We start from the raw sequence: 21,005 nt of genomic DNA, 5'->3' as shown, positions 1-21,005 counted from the left end.
TTAACAATTTCAACTCTTTTTATACAAAATGAGAATAAAGATAGCGGGGCATGAAAAAAAGCATAAACAAAGCATCTCTGCCTTATTTATGCCTTTTCTATGATTTAATTCACTAGTTGATTTTTCAAAAGAATACCATCTTGTACGACAACTCGCCCATTTTTAATGACAGTATTCGTATGATTCATGCCATAGAAATATTGCAACTGCTTATAATTAGCAACATCCAATATAATGACGTCAGCTTGTTTGCCCACTTCTAGAGAGCCAATTTGATGTCCACGGTTAAGTGCATACGCCGCGTTAATAGTTGTCGCCGTTAACACTTCCTCTAGTGTCATACCCATGTGCATACAAGCTAAATTCATGATAAAGGGCAGACTCATCGTTGGCGATGAACCAGGGTTAAAGTCAGTTGATATAGCTACAGGTACCCCTTCATCAATCATTAGACGTCCCCTTGCGAATGGCGCACGTAAGAAGAATGCTGTACCAGGTAGCAACACCGCAATCGTGCCCGCTTCAGCCATTTTTTGTATACCCTCATCAGAAGCAACCAATAAATGCTCTGCCGAAATTGCCCCTACTTCCGCAGCAAGTTCTGCTCCCTTATAAGGTTCAATCTCATCTGCATGTATTTTCGGTGTTAACCCCAACGCTTTCCCGGCCTCTAAAATACGTTTTGATTGCTCTGGCGTAAATACACCTTTTTCACAAAATACATCATTGAATTCCGCAAGGTTTAGCTCAGCTACTTTCGGTAGCATGTCATGAATGACGACATCGACAAATTCATCCTCACGTCCCTTATAATCACGTGGCACCGCATGCGCCCCCATAAAGGTACTCACAACATCGATGTCATGTGTTGCTTGCAATTCCTTTGCTACTTCAAGCTGTTTCTTTTCAGTTTCCCAATCCAAACCATAGCCTGATTTTGCCTCAACCGTTGTGACACCATGCTTTAAAAACACATCTAAATGATTCATCGTTTTTCTATATAGATCATCAAATTTAGTTTCTCTTGTCCGTTTTGTTGTAGCATGGATTCCGCCACCAGCATTCATAATTTCCATGTATGTGGCGCCATTGAGTCGCATATTAAACTCCTGCTCACGTGTACCGCCATGCACTAAATGTGTATGACAATCAACGAGCCCCGGCATAACAATCTTACCTGAAGCGTCAATAACCTCAGCCATCTTTACAAGATCCGGGAAATCCGCTTCTAGCTGTGCAAGTGACCCTACTGCAACAATGCTATTTCCCTCCATTAACACACTGCCATTTTCCTCTATTGCAATATCACGCATTTGTTCCTTTGTACGAGGACCTTGTACGGCACTTTTTAACGTTATCACTTCATTGGCGTTTTTGATTAAAATGGTCACTTAGCATCATCCTTTAGCATTGGTATACGTACACCTTTGTTCTTTGCTGTATTTATAGCAATGTCATAGCCTGCGTCTGCGTGACGCACAACACCCATTCCTGGATCCGAAATTAACACTCGCGCAATTTTCTCAGCTGCTAGCTCAGAACCATCCGCTACTAACACTTGGCCAGCATGTTGCGAATAACCCATTCCTACACCACCACCGTGATGCACACTTACCCAGCTTGCACCACTGGCTGTATTAACCAGTGCATTTAGAATTGGCCAATCAGATACTGCATCTGAGCCATCAAGCATACCCTCTGTTTCTCGATTTGGTGATGCAACGGAGCCTGAGTCTAGATGATCTCGACCAAAGACAATTGGCCCCGATAACTCACCATTCGCCACCATTTCATTAACCTTCAACGCAAAACGATGACGATCTCCATAACCTAACCAGCAAATTCGAGCCGGTAACCCTTGCCATTTAACCATTTGTTGTGCCATATCAATCCAATTCACAAGACCTTCATCTTCCGCAAACATTTCTTTGGCAAGTGCATCTGTTTTATAAATGTCCTCAGGGTTACCTGAAAGTGCAGCCCAACGGAATGGTCCTTTCCCCTCACAGAATAATGGACGAATATATGCTGGAACAAAACCAGGGAAATCAAAGGCATTTGTTACCCCCATCTCCTTGGCATAAGCACGAATATTATTACCATAATCAAATACTTCTGCACCTGCTTGTTGGAATTCAAGCATTGTACGAACATGCTCAGCCATCGTCTCTTTAGCTCTTCGCTCATACGTTTTCACATCACTTTTACGCAATTCAAGCGCTTCCTCAAACGTCATACCATTTGGAACATAGCCATTTATCGGATCATGCGCAGATGTTTGGTCCGTTACAAAATCAGGGATAATTCCACGATTCAATAGCTCACGGTTAACGTCTGCACAGTTACCAACAAGACCGATAGACGCAGGTTCTTTTTGGTCACGAAGTTTATTGACTAATTCAATAGCTTCATCTACTGTCTCCACTAGATAGTCACAGTACCCCTCTTTTATTTTACGTTCGATTCGAGCACGATCTACTTCCACTACTAAAATGACAGCACCAGCCATTTTCCCAGCTAAAGGCTGTGCACCACTCATACCACCCATACCACCTGTAAGGATGAATTTGCCTCGTAAATCTGCTGTGCCAAATACTTTTTTGCCTGCCTCTACGAATGATAAGTATGTTCCTTGCAAAATCCCTTGTGCTCCAATATAAATCCAGCTACCAGCCGTCATTTGACCGTACATCATTAAATCACGGTCCTCTAATTCATAAAAATGCTCCCAATTTGCCCACGCAGGCACCAAATTAGAATTCGCAATTAATACCCGCGGTGCATGTTCATGCGTACGGAATACTGCCACTGGTTTTCCTGATTGAATAAGAAGTGTTTCATCATTCTCTAATTCTTTTAAGGACGCAATAATTTGTTCATAACTTTCCCAATTACGCGCAGCTTTACCGATTCCACCATAGACGATTAGCTCATCTGGATTTTCTGCTACTTCAGGATCTAGATTGTTCATTAACATACGCATTGCAGCTTCTTGTGTCCAACCTTTACATGATAATTCATTCCCACGTGGTGCACGAATATTTGTTTTAACTACCATTAAAAACACGCTCCTTTAAAATAGTAAAAATGCTATCGGTGTTACGATGACTAAAGTTAATACGACACGCTCAAACCAAATGAGTAAAATTTGGCGCAACGACAATGGAATTTCAGATGATAAAATAAGTGGAATAACGGCTGAAAAGAACAATATTGCCGATATTGATACAACCGCCACAATAAATTTCGTCACAAGTGTTGCTTGTGTGACAACAAGTGCTGGTAAAAATACTTCTGCTAACGATAATGACAGTGCTTTTGCTGCTAAATATGGCTCTGGAACTTGCAACAAATATGTGAATGGTACAAAAATATACGCAAGCCAATCAAAAATTGGTGTATATGTTGCAAGTACAAGCCCTAGCAGACCAATTGACAGAATCGACGGAATAACCCCCATCGCCATGATGAAGCCATCCTTTAAATTCATCCATAAAATTTTAGATAAAGGTGGATTTTGATCAACCGCATCCATCGCTTGATGCCACGCTTCTTTAAAGCGATCCTTCTTGACAATCTTTTCTGGCATCGGCGTCGTACCCTTGTAGTATTCATCCCTCATTGAACGAAGCGGATAAATGCGCGCCGTTAACGCAGTGACCACAAATGTTACAACGAGCGACACCCAGAAAAACGCATTCCAATGCTGCATAATATCTAGCGTACTTGCAATTACGACCATGAACGTTGCCGATACTGTCGAGAACCCTGTTGCAATTATTGCGGCTTCCTTCGCTGTATAACGACCTTCCATATAAACTCGGTTCGTTAAAAGTAAGCCAACCGAATAACTGCCGACAAATGAGGCCACTGCATCCACTGCTGAACGTCCAGGTGTTTTAAAAATAGGCTTCATAAACGGCTGTGTTAAAACACCGATATATTCAAGTAACCCATAGCTTACTAGAAGTGCTAAAAACAAAGATCCAATCGGGATTAGTACCCCTACCGGCTTAATAAGCTTCTCCATTAAATACGGACCGATACTTTCATTGGCGAGCCATCCAGGAGCTATATTAAAAATTAATAAAATCCCGGCAACCATACCGCCCACTTTAAAAATTGACAATACAATATTGACTATTGACTTATTCCATTTCTTAGTAAGGAATGGATGAATCGCTCCACCTACAAGCATTATGAGCACATAAACAGTTACAAGTAGGGGTGCTTCGGTACGAATAAAGTTCACAATGTGATCAATTAAAATTGTATTCTTCCCTTGCCATCCAAACGATATGAAGAAACTGAATATTCCGACCAAACTGCATGCAATCATCTTCAAAGCGGAGGAGACTCGAAATTGCGAGTCTTGCCTCAGCTCTTGTTGCTGAAACTCCATACCATTCCCCCTTGACCGTTAATAGTAAAAGCTTTTTCTACTAGTACGCCCTGTCAATCCAGACTAGTTGAACATTTTTTCAGATTTCCTATAGGAAGTTATCGCTTTATGGTTTACACATAGTCATTTAATAGATCATCACTTGTTAACAAATACTGCGAAAGCGCTTCAATTTCATCGCCAATTGGTTGATCCGCTAACAATGGTGGACAAAATTCACGAACTTTTTCTAAAAACTTGCGCGTTGTTGGAGATAACTGCTCTTCTGCTTTATCCAAATGGATCGCCTGCGAAGCACAAATCATTTCTATTGCAATAACACGAGCCGCATTGTGTACGATTTGGCGTACTTGGCGGGCAGATGTTGTTCCCATGCTCACATGGTCCTCTTGGTTACCTGATGTCGGTATAGAATCTACACTTGAAGGATGAGCCAATACTTTGTTTTCAGATACGATAGAGGCAGCTGTATATTGAGCAATCATTAGTCCACATTCAATACCAGGATTTGTCGCTAAAAATGGCGGCAATCCTTCATTAAGCTGTGGATTAACCATGCGTTCTGTACGTCGCTCAGAAATATTAGCCCATTCACTTACACCGACCTTTAAAAAGTCCATTGCTAATGCAATTGGTTGACCGTGGAAATGCCCACCAGATAATACTTCTCCATTTTCTAAAACAATTGGATTATCTGTTGTTGCATTCATTTCAGTTTTCACGCGGTCCTCGGCATAGAAAAACGACTGCCATGAAGCACCATGCACTTGTGGAATGCAACGTAGTGAATAGGCATCCTGCATGCGGATTTCACCTTGCTTTGTCACACGTTTACTTCCATCAAGCCACTTACGGATTCGTCCGCCAACAAGCTCTAATTCTGGGTGTGGCCTTACCGCTAAAAGCGCTGGATCAAATGCTGAAGTAATCCCTTTCAGTGATTCAAGTGTCAAACTCGCTGCCATATCTGCCGCTAGCCCAATACGCTCTGCCTCGTTCACTGTTAAAACTCCGATACCCGTCATTGCTTGTGTACCATTTACAAGCGCTAACCCTTCCTTAGCCTGTAGTCGGACAGGTGTTAGTCCGGCTCGCTGCAACGCCGCACTGCCGCTCATAACCTCTCCATTAAACTCCGCCTTACCTTCACCTACTAGTACTAAAGCCAAATGTGATAACGGCGCTAAATCTCCACTTGCTCCAACTGAACCTTGAGATGGTACAACCGGATGGACCCCTTTATTAATAAAATCCAATAGTAGCTGCACTGTTTCCAGACGAATTCCTGAAAAACCACGAGCTAAAGCATTGGCACGTAAAACCATCATGGCACGCACCACATCTGTTGGGAACGGTGCACCGACACCCGTTGCATCTGAGCGCAATAAATTTAACTGTAAAAGTTCAATGTCATCCTCTTCAATCTTTATATTACTTAGCTTTCCAAAGCCTGTATTCACACCATAAATCGTTTGCCCCTCAGCTAAACGCTTTTCAATTCGTTCCCTACTTAAACGTATACGCTCCACACTATCTTGAGAAAGAGCTACCGTGGCACTACCGTCTACAATTTTCCCTATTTGTTGTCTTGTTAATGTCTTGCCATCGAGTTCAATAATAGACTTCATAATAATGACATCCCCCTGTTTTCTTAGAGCTATGTAAAAATGCTGTTAATCCATTTCGCTATCGCTACAAAAAATAAATAACAATAACGCTAACTCCATTGTACTAACTCCTTTTTTCAGAAAATAGGGAATTTTAAAAGAGAAAACATGAATTATTTCAGAATTTTTGTTATTTTAATAATATAATAGTATTTTTTTATGAAACTAGAAAATTTTAAGGGAGGTTTGCCGTTTTGAAGTTGTTATTAATTGATAGAGACTCCACTGATCTTTCAGGAATCCGTTGGTTTTTACATACATATTTTCCTGGCGATGTAACGATTGAAATAAGTACAACTATTAATGAAGCACTTCAAAGTATCCAGCAATTTGAGCCTGAGGTGATACTACTCAATATTGACCTATTCTCGAATAATCGTTTAACTGCACTTTATCGTGTTTTACAAAAACATTCCGGAACTATTTTAGCTATGACAACAGAGCCATTGTTTAAAAATGCATTAAAAGCAATCGACTTACAGGTCGCACATCTCTTCGTTAAACCAATTGATTTAGAAGTATTAAAGCAAAAACTCACCGCTATTTCCCTTCGAACACCCAAGGCAGAAATAGTGTATCAAGAAGCTACAGATGAATCTTTTTACTATCAACTTTTTTTAGATAGTAAAACTAATACGCTAGAGCCAAATATCCATTTCACAATGATCGAGCCCGAGCATTCCGAAATGTTTACCAAACTATACAACTGGCTTCAGCAAACGCCTATTTATTCTAGTATGAGGATTTATCCTTTATCAGAAAAAATTGTTTGTCTATTCCAAACAAATGATTTAGAGAAGGATGTTCGTACATTAATGAAGGAATGGCGAGTAACAAATAATAGCTCTTTAAATATCGGCATTTATGATGGGGAACCGACTACCATGAAGAATATGTATACCTTAACAAAGCGGGCACTCCATCAAAGCTTTTACGAAGGCTATGGACACATTTTTTATGCAAGCAAACAATTGGAAACACAGCCCTTCGATCCTTTGCTAACACCCGAAGAACAACAATTACTAATAAGTAGTTTAGAGGACGGCAATATTGAGGCTGTCAAAGCATTTTTATATCGACTATCTAACGAGGGAATTTATTACAAGCAAGATGACTTACGTATTCATCTAACAAGTGTTTTGGCACAAATTCGACGCTTTATGCTGAAGTATAAATTACATGAAAAAGCCGCAATTGAGCAAAATTATCGTCAGCTTTTCCATTTAATTATTGAACATCCTATATTTTATACCATTCTAAATAGCATCATATCATTTACACAAAGACTGATTGAATTAGCTCGTGAGGCACGAATGGAAAAACGGGCTGACTATGTAGAACTGGCCATAGAAATTATCGACCAACAATTTCAGGATAGTGGGTTATCTTTACCTTTCGTCGCCCATAAATTAGGGATTAGCCCCAATTATTTAAGTACCATTTTTTCAAAGAAGCAAGGCTTGCCATTGAAGCGCTACCTACAGCAGGTCCGCATTCATAATGCTACAAAGATGCTTGTGGAAACGGATTTTGCTATTAGTGAAATTGCCTATTTAAATGGTTTTGATGATTCGAATTATTTCATTAAAATTTTTAAACAGCACATCGGAATTACGCCTCATCGTTATCGTAAAGCGTAAATGGGCTCAATGGATTCTTTACGTTCGACTTGCGCTTTGGGAGAAAGTGTTTTTATGCTTCATCCTTCGGTCCTCTACTAGCTTGCTTCAGAGGACCGGTAGTCTCCTAGTCTTCATTGCCATCAATATTTTTTCAATTAACATATTTTATTTTCAATAATAATAAATAAATAAGAGAATTCTTTTTAATTTCTTTTATTCTTGTTCTCTCTCTTCTTTATAACTTATTCAAATAATTCTCGAAAACGTTTAGAAAAACTAAATTTGTGGTAAAAACTATTCATAAATTCTATAAATCTAGCATATATTTATAGTTTATATCTTACTATAAGAATTCTTTAACGATAATGATTATAATTTACTAGCAATTCTAGTTTGTATTTGTTATAGTTATTGATGAAGAGTTTGACTCACAATTTTCTTTAGGAGGTAAACTAATATGACAAACGGAAATGATCGTAGCCGTCGATTTACAACAGCAGGTGGTGCTCCAGTAGTAAGCAACCACGATTCAATGTCAGCAGGTCCTCGTGGTCCTCTATTACTCCAGGATGTATGGCTAGTTGAGAAATTAGCAAACTTCAATCGTGAAGTTATTCCTGAACGTCGTATGCATGCTAAAGGTTCAGGTGCATTCGGTACTTTCACTGTAACGCATGATATTACTAAATATACAAAAGCAAAAATTTTCTCAGAAGTTGGGAAAAAGACTGAAATGTTCGCACGCTTCTCAACAGTTGCAGGTGAACGTGGTGCAGCAGATGCTGAGCGCGATATTCGTGGCTTTGCACTTAAATTCTATACTGAAGAAGGTAACTGGGATTTAGTTGGTAACAACACACCTGTATTCTTCTTCCGTGATCCTTTACACTTTACAGATTTAAACCACGTTGTAAAACGTGACCCACGTACAAATATGAAAAACGCGAATTCAAACTGGGATTTCTGGACTTCATTACCTGAAGCGCTTCACCAGGTAACAATCGTCATGTCTGACCGTGGTATTCCGTCTGGATACCGCAACATGCATGGTTTCGGTTCTCATACTTATAGCTTTATTAATGCCGAAAATGAGCGCGTATGGGTTAAATTCCACTTCCGTACAGAGCAAGGCATTAAAAATTTAACTGGTGCTGAGGCTACTGAAGTAATCGGTAATGACCGCGAATCTTCACAACGCGATCTTTATGAGGCAATTGAAAAAGGCGATTTCCCTAAATGGAAAATGTACATTCAAGTAATGACAGAGGAACAAGCTCGAGAATTACCGTATAACCCATTTGATTTAACAAAAGTATGGTATAAAAAAGACTTCCCATTAATTCCTGTGGGTGAATTCGAGTTAAACAAAAATCCGGACAACTACTTTGCTGAAGTTGAACAAGCTGCATTTGCCCCATCTAACATTATCCCTGGTATTAGCTTCTCTCCAGACAAAATGTTACAGGGTCGTATCTTTGCGTATGCAGATGCACAACGCTACCGTTTAGGTGTAAACCACTATATGCTTCCTGTAAACGCACCAAAATGCCCATTCCGTTCATTCCACCGCGATGGTGCTATGCGTTTCGATGGCAACCTTGGTTCAACTTTAGGTTACGAACCAAATAGCTATGGTGAATGGGAGCATAATTTAGACTATAAAGAGCCTGAATTACGTATTGACGGTCATGCCGGTATCCATGACTTCCGTGAAGATGACAACAACTACTTCGAGCAGCCAGGTAAACTATTCCGCCTAATGACTGCCGAAGAGCAACAACGCCTATTCGAAAATACTGCTAATGATATGGCATCAGTTGAAGAGTTCATCAAACGTCGTCACATCCTTCACTGCTATTTAGCTGATCCAGCATATGGTGAGGGTGTAGCAAAAGCTATGGGTCTTTCATTAGAAGGTATGGACCTTTCAAATCCATACGAAAAACAAGCAACAAACGTTTAATTCTCCACTTATTATTGATATCCAAATCCAACTTTTCCTCCATGTGAAGGCATCTTCACATGGAGTTTTTTTATCTTAATTACAAAATAAGGATTCATCACTATAATGTGTGGTTGATTTCCGTTCCGACTGGGCGCTTTGCCGCTGCCGCTTCGCTTTCGCGCAGATAAAACATTTGTTGCTGACGCTTCGCTTTCGCTACAGAAAACATTTGTTGCTGTCACTTCGTTACACTACGCTTTCGCACAGAGCAAAGCTTCCTGGGGGCGTCGGGGCAACAGATGTTTTTTGCGCGAAAGCGTAGTGTTAACGCAGCGGCAGCAGCAGGATGTTGGTCACGAAGGCGTTATCACAGGATGTGATGCTCTTAGCCTTAGTTCCCCTATCGCTGATCCCCAAGGAGTCGCCCAGCCTCCACTCCAATCAACTTATATCAACGCATCACTTCCACGCAGATAAACAATGCGTCCGGATTTTAATTGTGCCTGCGCAATTCATTCCTTTGAAAATCCGTGACCCGCCGAAGGTTTTATCTTCATTAATTAGGTGTTTGCACAACCATAGAAAGGGAACCACATCCGCATTCACCTCCTCACCTTTGGCATGAACCAAAATGAAGCTTGTGCCTAATTTAGACACAAGCCCATTCTAATAATTATTGATAAATTTGACTGCCTGCTTTTTTAAATTCCTCGGCCTTTTCCTGCATCCCTTGGTGAATCGCTTCAGTCGTATTTAAGTCTTTTTCTTTTGCATAATTACGAATATCCTGTGAGATTCTCATACTGCAAAACTTAGGTCCACACATTGAACAGAAGTGCGCCGTTTTTGCCCCTTCCGCAGGCAAGGTTTCATCATGATATTCGACTGCACGTTCTGGATCCAGCGATAGGTTGAATTGATCGCGCCAGCGGAATTCAAAGCGTGCCTTAGATAGTGCATCGTCACGCTGCTGTGCTCCCGGATGCCCCTTCGCTAAATCTGCAGCGTGTGCAGCAATTTTATACGTAATAACCCCTACACGAACATCCTCGCGATTCGGTAAACCAAGATGCTCTTTTGGCGTCACATAACATAGCATTGCCGTACCATACCAGCCTATCATTGCAGCACCGATGGCCGATGTAATATGGTCATAGCCAGGAGCAATATCTGTTGTCAGGGGCCCTAAAGTATAGAAAGGGGCTTCCTTACACACTTCTAACTGCTTATCCATATTTTCTTTAATCAGATGCATCGGCACATGCCCTGGCCCTTCCACCATCACTTGGACATCATGCTCCCAGGCAATTTGCGTTAATTCTCCTAACGTTTCTAGCTCTGCAAACTGAGCCTCGTCATTTGCATCCGCAATAGAACCAGGACGTAAACCGTCACCTAAAGAGAAGGCAACATCATAGGTTTTCATAATTTCACAAATTTCTTCAAAATGAGTATATAAGAAGCTCTCTTGATGGTGATATAAACACCACTGAGCCATAATCGAGCCTCCCCGAGACACTATGCCTGTTACACGACTAGCCGTTAATGGCACATAACGCAGCAATACCCCTGCATGAATCGTGAAGTAATCAACGCCTTGCTCAGCCTGTTCGATTAACGTATCACGATACACCTCCCACGTTAAATCCTCTGCCACACCATTTACTTTTTCTAGCGCTTGATAAATCGGCACCGTCCCTACTGGCACCGCGGCATTACGGATAATCCATTCACGTGTCGTATGAATATGCTTACCAGTTGATAAATCCATAATGTTATCAGCACCCCAGCGTGTAGCCCACGTCATTTTTTCTACCTCTTCCGCAATAGAGGATGACACCGCCGAATTGCCAATATTGGCGTTAATTTTTACGTGGAAATTACGTCCAATAATCATTGGTTCGGCCTCAGGATGATTAATATTTGATGGCAAAATAGCACGCCCTGCCGCAATCTCTGAGCGCACGAATTCAGGGTCCATATTTTCACGAATCGCCACAAATTCCATTTCTGGAGTAACAATCCCCTTTCGAGCATAGTGAAGCTGCGTTATATTTTTACCTTTCTTCGCACGCAAAGGCTTTCTAGATAAATCCGGAAAAACGTTTTCTTTCATTCGTGGATCATCAGCATTACGGAATCCATTGTCTTCTGGCTTGATCGTACGACCTTCGTATTCTTCAACGTCACCCCGTTCTCTAATCCATGCACTACGTAAAGCTGGCAATCCTTTCGTAATATCCACCTTATACGCTGGATCAGTGTATGGACCACTCGTATCATAAACACGTACTGGCGCATTTTCCTCTTCCCCAAAGCTTCCTGTCGTCGGACTTAATGCAATTTCACGCATTGGCACTAAAATATCTGGTCGTGATCCTTCTACATAAACTTTTTTACTTCCATCAAAACTAGACATAATCGTAATATTCTTGTCGCTAACTGTTGTCATAAACTACTTCGCTCCCTTTTACATTTATACAAGGACCGAATCTAGCTAACCCCAACAAAAACAAAAGCCGAATCCAAATAATAATTTTGGATCCGGCTAAGAATGTAAAGGTAAAGTTATTGCAAATAACATAGAGTGCAATAATGGTTAACTTTCCCACGCTGGTATGAGCCAGATCAGGTCCAAAGGGTCAAGAAACCTCTAAGCGTTTCCCTCTCAGCCTGACTCATCAGACTCCCCTAGTTAATGCTATTAAGTTTGATGTTAGTGTAGCAGATATTGCTAATAGATGGAAGCTTCATTTTATTATTTTTGGTACATTCACCAAGAGTCAGCGTCAGATGAGACTCTAGAAAGCAAGCACATAGGCCCTCAAGAAACGTTATTGTGATGAATTCATTTTTATATGAACACTTTGAAGATTTATCGGAACAATTACAGTTTTTATCGACTTTTATAGCTGTTAGGTAAACAACAGTTCCGCTACATAAATCACGATCGTCACCGTTATACAGCTTACGATGGTTGAAAATAAAACTGTTTGTGCAGCAGTTGCTGATTCTACGTCATATTCTAATGCCAGACTAGAGCTATTACGCGAAGTCGGGAACGAACTAGCTATAAAAAGTGATTGTGCCACGACACCATCAAGACCAAGCGCAAAAATGATAAGCAATGCTACGGTAGGCCCTAAGATTAGTCGTGTAAAACAGCTTATGTATACCATCTTATTGAACATGGATTTGATTTCAAGTTGTGATAGTTGTGCCCCTAAAGTTATTAACGCTATAGCAATAAAGCCATCTGCCACATGGTCGATCGGAATTCTTACAAACTGCGGAATAGCGATATTAAAATAGTTCATTGCCACACCAATAATAAGCGCATGAATAATAGGCATTTTGAGGAAGTCTTTTATAATTGACATGCCCGATTTTGTTGAAGAAATTAAATTGTACAAGCCATAAGTATAGGTCGTCATATTTTGAAATATGACAAGAATGACCTGAATCGCTACTCCAATCGGCTGGGTCACAAAAATCATTTGCGCAACCGGGATACCATAATTGCCTGAATTAATGAGGACAACACTATTTTTAAATACAGCTGCCTCTGTTTTTACTAATCTGAGTCCCTTTGCTAGAAAGTGACTAAGCACCATTTGGCTTCCTATGAAAAGTAGAATAAATAACGCAACCTCACCAAGCACAGACAGCTCTATACTCGTTTCATATAGGTTCACAAAAACAGCTGCTGGCATGAAGCAATATGTAATAAGTTGAGATAATGCCTTTAAATTAAAGCGAAATTTCTTTTGTAAAACTGCCCCCAGTACTAGAAGCACTAATATCGGAGCTACAATTTGGAAAAAAATCATACCGAGATACATCATAGTGATGCCCCCCTTTCGTAGTGCTATTTTTACACCTGGTCAATGGACTGAACCAACATCTACTATATTACGTAAAAAATAATTTACTTTCATGCAAACTACAAATTCTTGTCATTCTTTTGGATTTCTATTCATATTATTGATAGACTCTGAAATCTTTGGTAGCTCTTCGTGTTAATCGTTTAAAGCAATACTCCAACACCCCTCCATTTTCAAATATATCGATAGCGAAAAGAGGGCCGCACCACATTGAAGGACTTATCGAATTAAGTAGATTTTTAAGGGCTTTCAGAATTTCAATCACATTACCCAGAAGGTCTAAATTATATAAAAGAGGACTATTTATCCATTTATTTTTTATCACCTTAGTAAAACATGCCCTTCGTATACCAATATATAGAAACATATGATATATTATCTACTAAATACTAAGATTGGAGTGATTTACTTGAAAAATAAAGCGATATCGACTTTTATGGCAACAGCTATTACGGCAACCTTAGTTCTGCCAGTTGCATCTGTTCACGCTGCTTCTAATGATTCGTCTTTAAACCACTCAATTCAAATTGATGGGCAGGTAGCTGCAGCCAAAGCAAAGGGACAAACCGTTACCATTAACAATATCACTAAAGATAAAGTACGTACATCCAACGGCCAATTTAAAATCAGTCAGTCGCTGAAGCCACTCTTAAAGACATCAAATAGCACTGTATTGGCAAATGCCGAAGCTACTATAGTCGTAAAGAACGGTGAGATTACAAGTATTACGTCACTAACACTTACTAAATCTGGTACGAACAATAAAGCGATGTATTTTGATGGCGGTGACGCACAAATTGACGGAAGCCTAACTGTAAATGCGGATTATGTAAAAGTTCAAAATGTAACTATTAAAGATGAACTGATTGTAACAAATCGTGTGAAGAAGGCAATTACAATTGATAACGTTGCTATCGGGGATACAATCACGTTTAAACCTTTAATGGCGAGAAATATTAAGTGGTTAAATGTTTCCCTAAAAGATATTAAATCTCCAAACATTAACATGGAGCGTTCAAAAGTAAATGTGATTGCTGATAAAACTATTTCTAAAGTTGATGTAGTAGGTAAAGTTACAGCATTTGAAGTTATCGCTAATGTTGATAAGCTGACAATCGATGTTGAGCAAGATTTTAGCCTTTATGGCGAAGGTAAAATTGAGCAAGTGATCGTTAAGCATGGAGCTAAGGTGGCATTAGATTCGGGCCATCTAATTAACAAGGTGCAGATAGATGATAAAAAAGCCTCTGTAACATTACCTGTGGTGAATAAAACTGAGCTAAGTAATTTAGTAGCTACACCACCGTACGTGGCCGTATCTATATACGGAAATGATGTTTTAACAACGGAAAAATGGACGACGCAGGCTGAACGTACAGCATTCGAATCTGCCGTAAGCAGCGCTAGAACGGTGGCTAATAATTCTAACGCCACTCAGGAACAGGTAAATAACGCTATTACACAATACAGAAATGCATTAGCCGTTTATCAAGCCGCACAAAAAAATGGATCAAAATATGGTTATGGCGATAGGGCTTCACTTCAATCGCTTATTAATTCTGTTCAATATGTAGCTGAATCCTGGGATGGTTTCAACGTCCCTTATGATATGCCTTGGACAACGCCAACTGAGCGAAATGCTTTAGCTTCAGCTGTTTCATCAGCTCAATCAGTTGTGAATAATTACAGCTCTACTCAAAATGATATTGTCTATGCTACAAATAATTTAAACAATGCTATCTGGACTTACAAAAATGCTTATAGGTATGGACCGCATGGGAATAATGTAGATAAATCTAGCCTATCATCTCTTATTAATTCTATCTCTATTTATGAATACGTAGAAGTTTCTTATACAGGAAACGGAACTGATGTTGAAACTACCAAAAAATGGACAACACTGAGTGAAAGACGTCTCCTAGAAGACGCTGTTCAACAAGCTAAAGTGGTAGAAAGTGATCCTTATGCGTATCAATACCAAATTACAAATGCGACTAACGATTTATCTACCGCTTTAATCAGGTATCGAAATGCATCATATCCAGGTTTAAAAAATTAACTAAAAAAGGACTCTGCGCCGAGCAGAGTCCTTTTTTATCTCAAATAAAAATTACATCTAACTCAAAACATCTACCGGTGCAATCGTACTTATTTTTCTCCAGTAGCCTGTTATTTCTTTTATACAAGTAATATTGCCTCTATAAAGGCAGAAAATCACTTAAAAGACTCTCAATAATTGCTTGGAGTATATATAACTTGATAATCGCGCACAGCAATATTGCGGAAGCCTACCATATTCATTAAAGTTTTAGCCAATGCATGGTCAATAATATCGTTTTCCTCAAGATACTTGAATGCTTCACGACTCGTTTTAGGCAAACCCAACTTTAAATCACTCACAATATGCATCGCCAAATCAATACTTGCTTCACAGGCACGTTGGATATTTAAAATGATACTATCCTGCTTCGTAAAATCTTGCAAATTCTCTGGATTATCACCATACACCTCGTTGATACGCTTCACACAGCGTTCAATTGTAGCAACCTTATTTAGAATAATATCATTATTCACCATAGACACTACCCCTCTCTTCAATTGCCTTCAGAATGCCCGCACGTTGTTCATTTAACGTCACGTACATGGATAGGGCCTTCATTCGTTCTTTCACAAAGGTGTTTTCATCTTGGCAATCAATGACCCTACCATTTGAAAAAATTTGTGCTGCAAACACTGTATCAACCGTCTTCATATCGACTAAATCAACATCAATATTACAGACCTGTGCAATTTCTCCGGCTAATAGAAAACGTTCATAACCTGAGAGCGATTTATCTGCAAAATACGCAATATCTAAATCACTATCTTCACGAATCAAACCCTGCGCATAAGAACCAAAAACAATAACAAATGCCGGATCAACAGCCGAGGATAGGTTTTCAACAACTACCTTCTGCCAGTTTTGTTGCAATTAAACACCCCCACTCCTTCTTAAAAATATGATAACAAACTCTACCCTTCATACGATGGTTCTATCCCTCTCTATTAAAAAGCAACCTACTTCCGGTTCAAATTTTCAAAAGTACATAAGACACAAAGTATTAAAAAAATAGATAACAAATCTTCCTATTCACCCAAATTATAGATAAAAAAACCCTAAGCTATGATAAAATTGGTTTATCAACATATATTAGGATATTCCCAACTAACCACGACTCTTTTCGGTAGGTAAATAATAAAGCACTAGGAGGTTCCCCATATTATGAAAAACAAAAGAAAACTAGCCTTACTCGCCTTAGTTGCAGTCCCTTCACTCATCTATACTGCACCTACAATGTCAGCTTCGGCTGCTGATATTACTGGACAGACAAAAGCTGCTTACATATACAATAATAATTATTACTACAACTCTAACGTTGCGAATGTTGTTCAGCTTATTTCAAATATTAATCATACAGCTGCTTCATTTCAAACATCTTTAGAAGCAGCTATCAAAGCCTACAATGCGTTAACTGAAACAGAAAAAATGTATGTTACGAATTATGCAACGCTGTCAGACCATCAAATGACGAGAATTTCGTATCGCAAGCTCGCTGCACAAATTGAAGAAAAATTAGCTTCAGTAGATTCAACCTCTATTAATTACTATCAAAATGTTATGGAGACGAAAGATTGGTACAATACGTTAAATGCAGCACAAAAGACCTTTGTAAGTGCGGAATCACAAAAAATACTGACATCCTATATCACGCCAAATACATCTTTCGATAAAGTGGTCAACAAAATCCAAATGTTAAACTCTTCTCGCATTACCTTCCATCAAGATGTAGCCAATGCTAGAGCTGAGCTTACTGCATTACGCAAATTTACAAACGTCTCTTTACCGGTTGGCGTTGAGCAGCTTTTATTAGATGCTGAACAGCTTGTTGTGAAGGATAAGGCAGCAGCTAAGGAAGTGGAAAACGCCATTGCAGCTTTATCGCCTAAAACATCTACTGCCCAAGATGTACAAGCAGTGAAAACAGCCTTCGAAGCTTTAACGCCTGTGCAACAGCAGCTTGTCCCTAATGTCTGGACTTTAGTGGACTTTGTAAATGGGAAATATAAGCTACCGACTACAGGGAATGGATCAAAAACGCCAATTTTATCGGATATAGCAGCCGTACCTGGTAAAATTACCGCTATGACTAGGAACAAAAATACCTATACAGCAAAAATAAACGTGGCTGACTCGGAAATTAGTACAGAACGCTTCATTTTAACAACAAAATCTAATATGACAGTTATTATTCCACCGCTAGCAACTCTTCTTAATGAGGATACTGGTGTTATGGAAATTCAAATTACACGAAATTTGAATCGTATTACATTCAAAGCAACGTTAAATAACAAACAAGTTGAATTTGAAGCTAATATGGAAATCATTATCGATAATTTATCACCAAATGCCTCCATCGTTCGTACGTTTGACTTTGGCGATCGAGAGCCTGCTGATTACACAGTAGAAGGAAATCGTCATTTCATTCAAACAAATACATCTGATTCATTCCAAATCGTTAGATACTAACCTAATAAACATAACCCTCTGCCAGTTATATTATTTGCAGAGGGTTATGTTTTTTTCAGCTTTGCTAGTTCTTCTATTATGCCTCGGCATAATTTACAACTGCAGCTGACCTACAAAAAATATCTGTTGAAAGACGTTAAAAATTTGATGGGCGCCTGTAACGAAATCTTACCTACATTAATAAATCATAAAGAGGGCCTTTTCAATCATTACATCAACAACTTCGCTCAGCTCCCTTTCCCAACATATCCGTCCAACATCTAATAAAGCAATGTGCCATTGTTCCCTTCTACAGTTTGCTTTTTTATTGAGTTTTTTTAAAAAATTTCAGAAAACCATTGACATTTGTCATAAAACAGGCATAATCATTAATAAAGTTTCCTTAGAGAAACATTATGAGATTCGGGAAATATTATTATAGAAAGGAATAAAAAATGCGTATGGAAAAAACATTAAAACCTCTGTCTGAATGCTCGTTTGGAGATTGCTTTTTAATAAAAGAAATAAACATTAAGGGTCCCTTAAGAAGAAGATTATTGGATTTAGGCTTTGTAAAAGAAGCAGAAATCTCTGTTCTTCGTAAAAGTCCTTTAGGAGATCCCGTTGCTTATCGTGTAAGCAATACGACGATTGCATTACGTCATGAAGAAAGCTCAATGATTCTAGGCGAAATTGTTAGGGGGAATACAAAATGAAAATAAATAGAATCGCTTTAGCAGGAAACCCAAACACGGGGAAAAGCACATTGTTTAATACATTAACAGGATTGAGGCAGCATACTGGAAACTGGCCAGGGAAAACGGTTGTTCATGCAGAAGGATCTTTTGAACACAAAGGAGAGCAATATGTACTCGTGGATTTACCAGGAACCTATTCTCTATTTTCCAATTCAGCCGATGAAGAAGTTGCCAGAGATTATATTGTTTTTGACCAACCAGATGCAACGATCGTTGTGCTTGATGCAACATCATTAGAGAGAAATTTAAATCTTGCGCTCCAAGTTTTAGAAATGACTAATAACGTCATCATTTGTATCAATTTAATCGATGAATCTGAGAAAAAAGGTATTCGCATTGATGACAGGAGATTAGCCCGCGAGCTAGGAGTCCCAGTCGTAAAAATATCTGCAAGAAATAAAAAAGGTATTAATCGGCTGTTGGATACATTAAATCAGCTGGTGAATGGGTCAATTGTGACAACTCCGTATCGCATGAAATACTCGAAAGAAATAGAGGAAGCCATTACAAAGATACAATTGAAATTAGAAGGTTATTTTGATGAAAAATACCCATCAAGATGGGTTGCCCTTCGCTTACTTGACGGTGATGAGGAATTGATCTTAAAACTGCAAAATCATAAGAATAATAAACAGCACGAGGTGAGAACGAATGGAGTCCCAGTCAGTGTTAAATCATAATTCACTTAAGGCTATTTTAGCTGAAGTGAACGAAGTTTCGAATGAGGATATTCGAGATGAAATCGTTAGTGATATTTATACTAAAAGCAAATCTTTATGTAAAAAGGTAGTATCGCAGCAGCCTGCAATGTACCGATCTGATAAATTAGATGAAATTTTCACATCCCGTATTTTGGGATTCCCTATTATGCTTATCTTGCTAGGGGCTGTCTTTTATATTACTATTGCTGGCGCAAACTTACCATCTGATATGTTAGCAAACTTATTTGGCTACCTAGAGGGGAAGCTAACCATTCTTTTTGAAGCAATGCACGCACCAGAATGGCTACACGGTATTTTAATTCTTGGACTATTTAGAGGTACCGGTTGGGTTATTAGTGTTATGCTACCGCCAATGGCTATATTCTTCCCTATGTTCGCTCTATTAGAAAACTACGGTTACCTACCTCGAGTAGCCTTTAATATGGACCGTTTATTCAAACGAGCTGGTGGACACGGGAAACAATCATTAACAATGGCAATGGGCTTTGGCTGTAATGCGGCTGCTATCATGTCTACGAGAATTATAGAATCTCCTCGTGAACGAATGTTAGCCATTTTAACAAACAATTTTGTCCCTTGTAACGGGAGATGGCCAACACTTATTTTATTAGCATCCTTATTTATGGTAACTGGTTTTTCAGGTGCAACAAGTACCCTCGTCACATCAGCCATTTTAATAGGATTTGTTATGTTGGGCGTCGTTGTGACATTAACTGTGTCATGGGTTCTTTCTAAAACAGCTTTAAAGGGTGTACCAACTCATTACACATTAGAGCTTCCACCATTCCGAAAACCAAAGTTCTGGAATACAATTTTAAGAGCAAGTATTGATAAAGCATGGTATGTATTAAAAAGAGCAGTTATCGTAGCTGCGCCTGCCTCAATTTTAACTTGGGTATTCGCTAATATTTACGTTGGTGACACAAGTATTCTAATGCATTTTATTAACTTTTTAGAGCCGTTTGGTCACGCTCTTGGTATGGATGGCTTTATTTTGGCTGCATTTATTCTTGGGCTACCAGCCAATGAAATTGTCATCCCTATCCTGATCATGGCGTATTTATCGCAAGGCGCTATGCTGGAAATCGAGGATTTATCGAAGCTAAAACAAGTGTTTATCGACCAAGGTTGGACTTGGCTAACAGCTTTAAATATGATGTTATTCTCCCTGCTACACTTCCCGTGCGGAACGACTTTAGTCAATATTTATAAAGAAACAAAAAGTCCGAAGTGGACGTTTATGTCGTTTTTAATTCCAACTGTTATTGCGATTGGTGTGACATGGCTAACGGCGACAATTGCTCGCGCGTTTGGTTGGGTTTGATGTGAGGGATACCTCCGTTATTACTTTAAATCTAAACACATTTATTTTATCAGAAAAGAAAAAGTCTAAGATTGTAGTAATACCAATCTTAGACTTTTTAATCGTGTGTATTGATTTATTAAGATTCTAATGAGT

The 21,005-nt window shown here is 39.2% G+C and carries 15 protein-coding genes, 1 pseudogene and 1 riboswitch; of the genes and pseudogenes, 8 read left to right on the top strand and 8 right to left on the bottom strand.

The features are described from left to right. Positions 1-104: 104 nt before the first annotated feature. From hutI to hutH, 4 genes are all read right to left on the bottom strand, one after another. Positions 105-1,391, bottom strand: coding sequence for an imidazolonepropionase (gene hutI / locus MWJ95_RS22080; protein ID WP_249075990.1), 1,287 nt, complete (start codon positions 1,389-1,391; stop codon positions 105-107). Next, a complete protein-coding gene (gene hutU / locus MWJ95_RS22075) occupies positions 1,388-3,058 on the bottom strand; it encodes a urocanate hydratase (protein WP_249075991.1) in 1,671 nt (556 codons plus the stop codon). The genes hutI and hutU overlap by 4 nt, the downstream gene beginning before the upstream one ends. 15 nt (positions 3,059-3,073) lie before the next feature. Further along, on the bottom strand, positions 3,074-4,402 hold the full coding sequence (locus tag MWJ95_RS22070) for a YjiH family protein (RefSeq protein ID WP_374110271.1): 1,329 nt from the start codon (positions 4,400-4,402) through the stop codon (positions 3,074-3,076). A 113-nt stretch (positions 4,403-4,515) separates the two neighbouring features. Then, positions 4,516-6,030 carry a histidine ammonia-lyase gene (hutH, locus tag MWJ95_RS22065; RefSeq protein WP_249075992.1) on the bottom strand — a complete coding sequence of 505 codons (1,515 nt, stop codon included), beginning with the start codon at positions 6,028-6,030 and terminating at the stop codon, positions 4,516-4,518. Positions 6,031-6,263: 233 nt separating this feature from the next. Here hutH and MWJ95_RS22060 point away from each other — a divergent pair, with 233 nt between their 5' ends. From MWJ95_RS22060 to MWJ95_RS22050, 3 genes are all read left to right on the top strand, one after another. Next, entirely contained in the window at positions 6,264-7,709 is a 1,446-nt protein-coding gene (locus MWJ95_RS22060) for a response regulator transcription factor (protein ID WP_249075993.1), read from the top strand. A 439-nt stretch (positions 7,710-8,148) separates the two neighbouring features. Continuing rightward, a complete protein-coding gene (locus MWJ95_RS22055) occupies positions 8,149-9,654 on the top strand; it encodes a catalase (RefSeq protein ID WP_249075994.1) in 1,506 nt (501 codons plus the stop codon). A gap of 288 nt (positions 9,655-9,942) precedes the next feature. Then, on the top strand, positions 9,943-10,113 hold the full coding sequence (locus tag MWJ95_RS22050; RefSeq protein ID WP_249107251.1) for a hypothetical protein: 171 nt from the start codon (positions 9,943-9,945) through the stop codon (positions 10,111-10,113). Positions 10,114-10,309: 196 nt separating this feature from the next. Here MWJ95_RS22050 and thiC read toward each other — a convergent pair whose 3' ends face one another. Both thiC and MWJ95_RS22040 read right to left on the bottom strand, forming a co-directional pair. Beyond that, positions 10,310-12,088 (bottom strand): phosphomethylpyrimidine synthase ThiC, encoded by a 1,779-nt coding sequence (gene thiC / locus MWJ95_RS22045; RefSeq protein WP_249107250.1) that lies wholly within the window; start codon positions 12,086-12,088, stop codon positions 10,310-10,312. A 136-nt stretch (positions 12,089-12,224) separates the two neighbouring features. Continuing rightward, a riboswitch (TPP riboswitch) is annotated at positions 12,225-12,339 on the bottom strand. A 212-nt stretch (positions 12,340-12,551) separates the two neighbouring features. Further along, positions 12,552-13,481, bottom strand: a complete 930-nt coding sequence (locus tag MWJ95_RS22040; protein WP_249075996.1) for an AEC family transporter — start codon at positions 13,479-13,481, stop codon at positions 12,552-12,554. A 475-nt stretch (positions 13,482-13,956) separates the two neighbouring features. Here MWJ95_RS22040 and MWJ95_RS22035 point away from each other — a divergent pair, with 475 nt between their 5' ends. Then, positions 13,957-15,579, top strand: a complete 1,623-nt coding sequence (locus MWJ95_RS22035) for an S-layer protein (protein WP_249107249.1) — start codon at positions 13,957-13,959, stop codon at positions 15,577-15,579. Positions 15,580-15,770: 191 nt separating this feature from the next. Here MWJ95_RS22035 and hepT read toward each other — a convergent pair. Both hepT and mntA read right to left on the bottom strand, forming a co-directional pair. Further along, positions 15,771-16,094: pseudogene (hepT, locus tag MWJ95_RS22030) on the bottom strand (type VII toxin-antitoxin system HepT family RNase toxin); the annotation flags it as partial. Then, a complete protein-coding gene (mntA, locus tag MWJ95_RS22025) occupies positions 16,087-16,491 on the bottom strand; it encodes a type VII toxin-antitoxin system MntA family adenylyltransferase antitoxin (RefSeq protein ID WP_249075998.1) in 405 nt (134 codons plus the stop codon). The gene mntA and the pseudogene hepT, both read right to left, overlap by 8 nt. A gap of 291 nt (positions 16,492-16,782) precedes the next feature. On the opposite strand from mntA, the gene MWJ95_RS22020 reads away from it, so the two are divergent. The 4 genes from MWJ95_RS22020 (at position 16,783) to MWJ95_RS22005 (ending at position 20,870) form a co-directional block, all read left to right on the top strand. Then, entirely contained in the window at positions 16,783-18,087 is a 1,305-nt protein-coding gene (locus MWJ95_RS22020) for a hypothetical protein (RefSeq protein ID WP_249107248.1), read from the top strand. Positions 18,088-18,527: 440 nt separating this feature from the next. After that, the gene (locus MWJ95_RS22015; protein WP_249076029.1) at positions 18,528-18,782 is read left to right on the top strand and encodes a FeoA family protein; all 255 of its coding nucleotides are present in this window, start codon (positions 18,528-18,530) and stop codon (positions 18,780-18,782) included. After that, positions 18,779-19,504 carry a FeoB small GTPase domain-containing protein gene (locus MWJ95_RS22010; protein WP_249107247.1) on the top strand — a complete coding sequence of 242 codons (726 nt, stop codon included), beginning with the start codon at positions 18,779-18,781 and terminating at the stop codon, positions 19,502-19,504. Before MWJ95_RS22015 ends, MWJ95_RS22010 begins: the two co-directional genes overlap by 4 nt. Then, the gene (locus tag MWJ95_RS22005) at positions 19,476-20,870 is read left to right on the top strand and encodes a nucleoside recognition domain-containing protein (protein WP_481817366.1); all 1,395 of its coding nucleotides are present in this window, start codon (positions 19,476-19,478) and stop codon (positions 20,868-20,870) included. Before MWJ95_RS22010 ends, MWJ95_RS22005 begins: the two co-directional genes overlap by 29 nt. The last annotated feature ends 135 nt before the right edge of the window (positions 20,871-21,005 follow it).

Origin of the sequence: Lysinibacillus sp. Bpr_S20 (assembly GCF_023337835.1) — a bacterium.
Lineage (GTDB): Bacteria > Bacillota > Bacilli > Bacillales_A > Planococcaceae > Lysinibacillus.
This window is presented reverse-complemented; position numbering and strand designations above follow the sequence as displayed.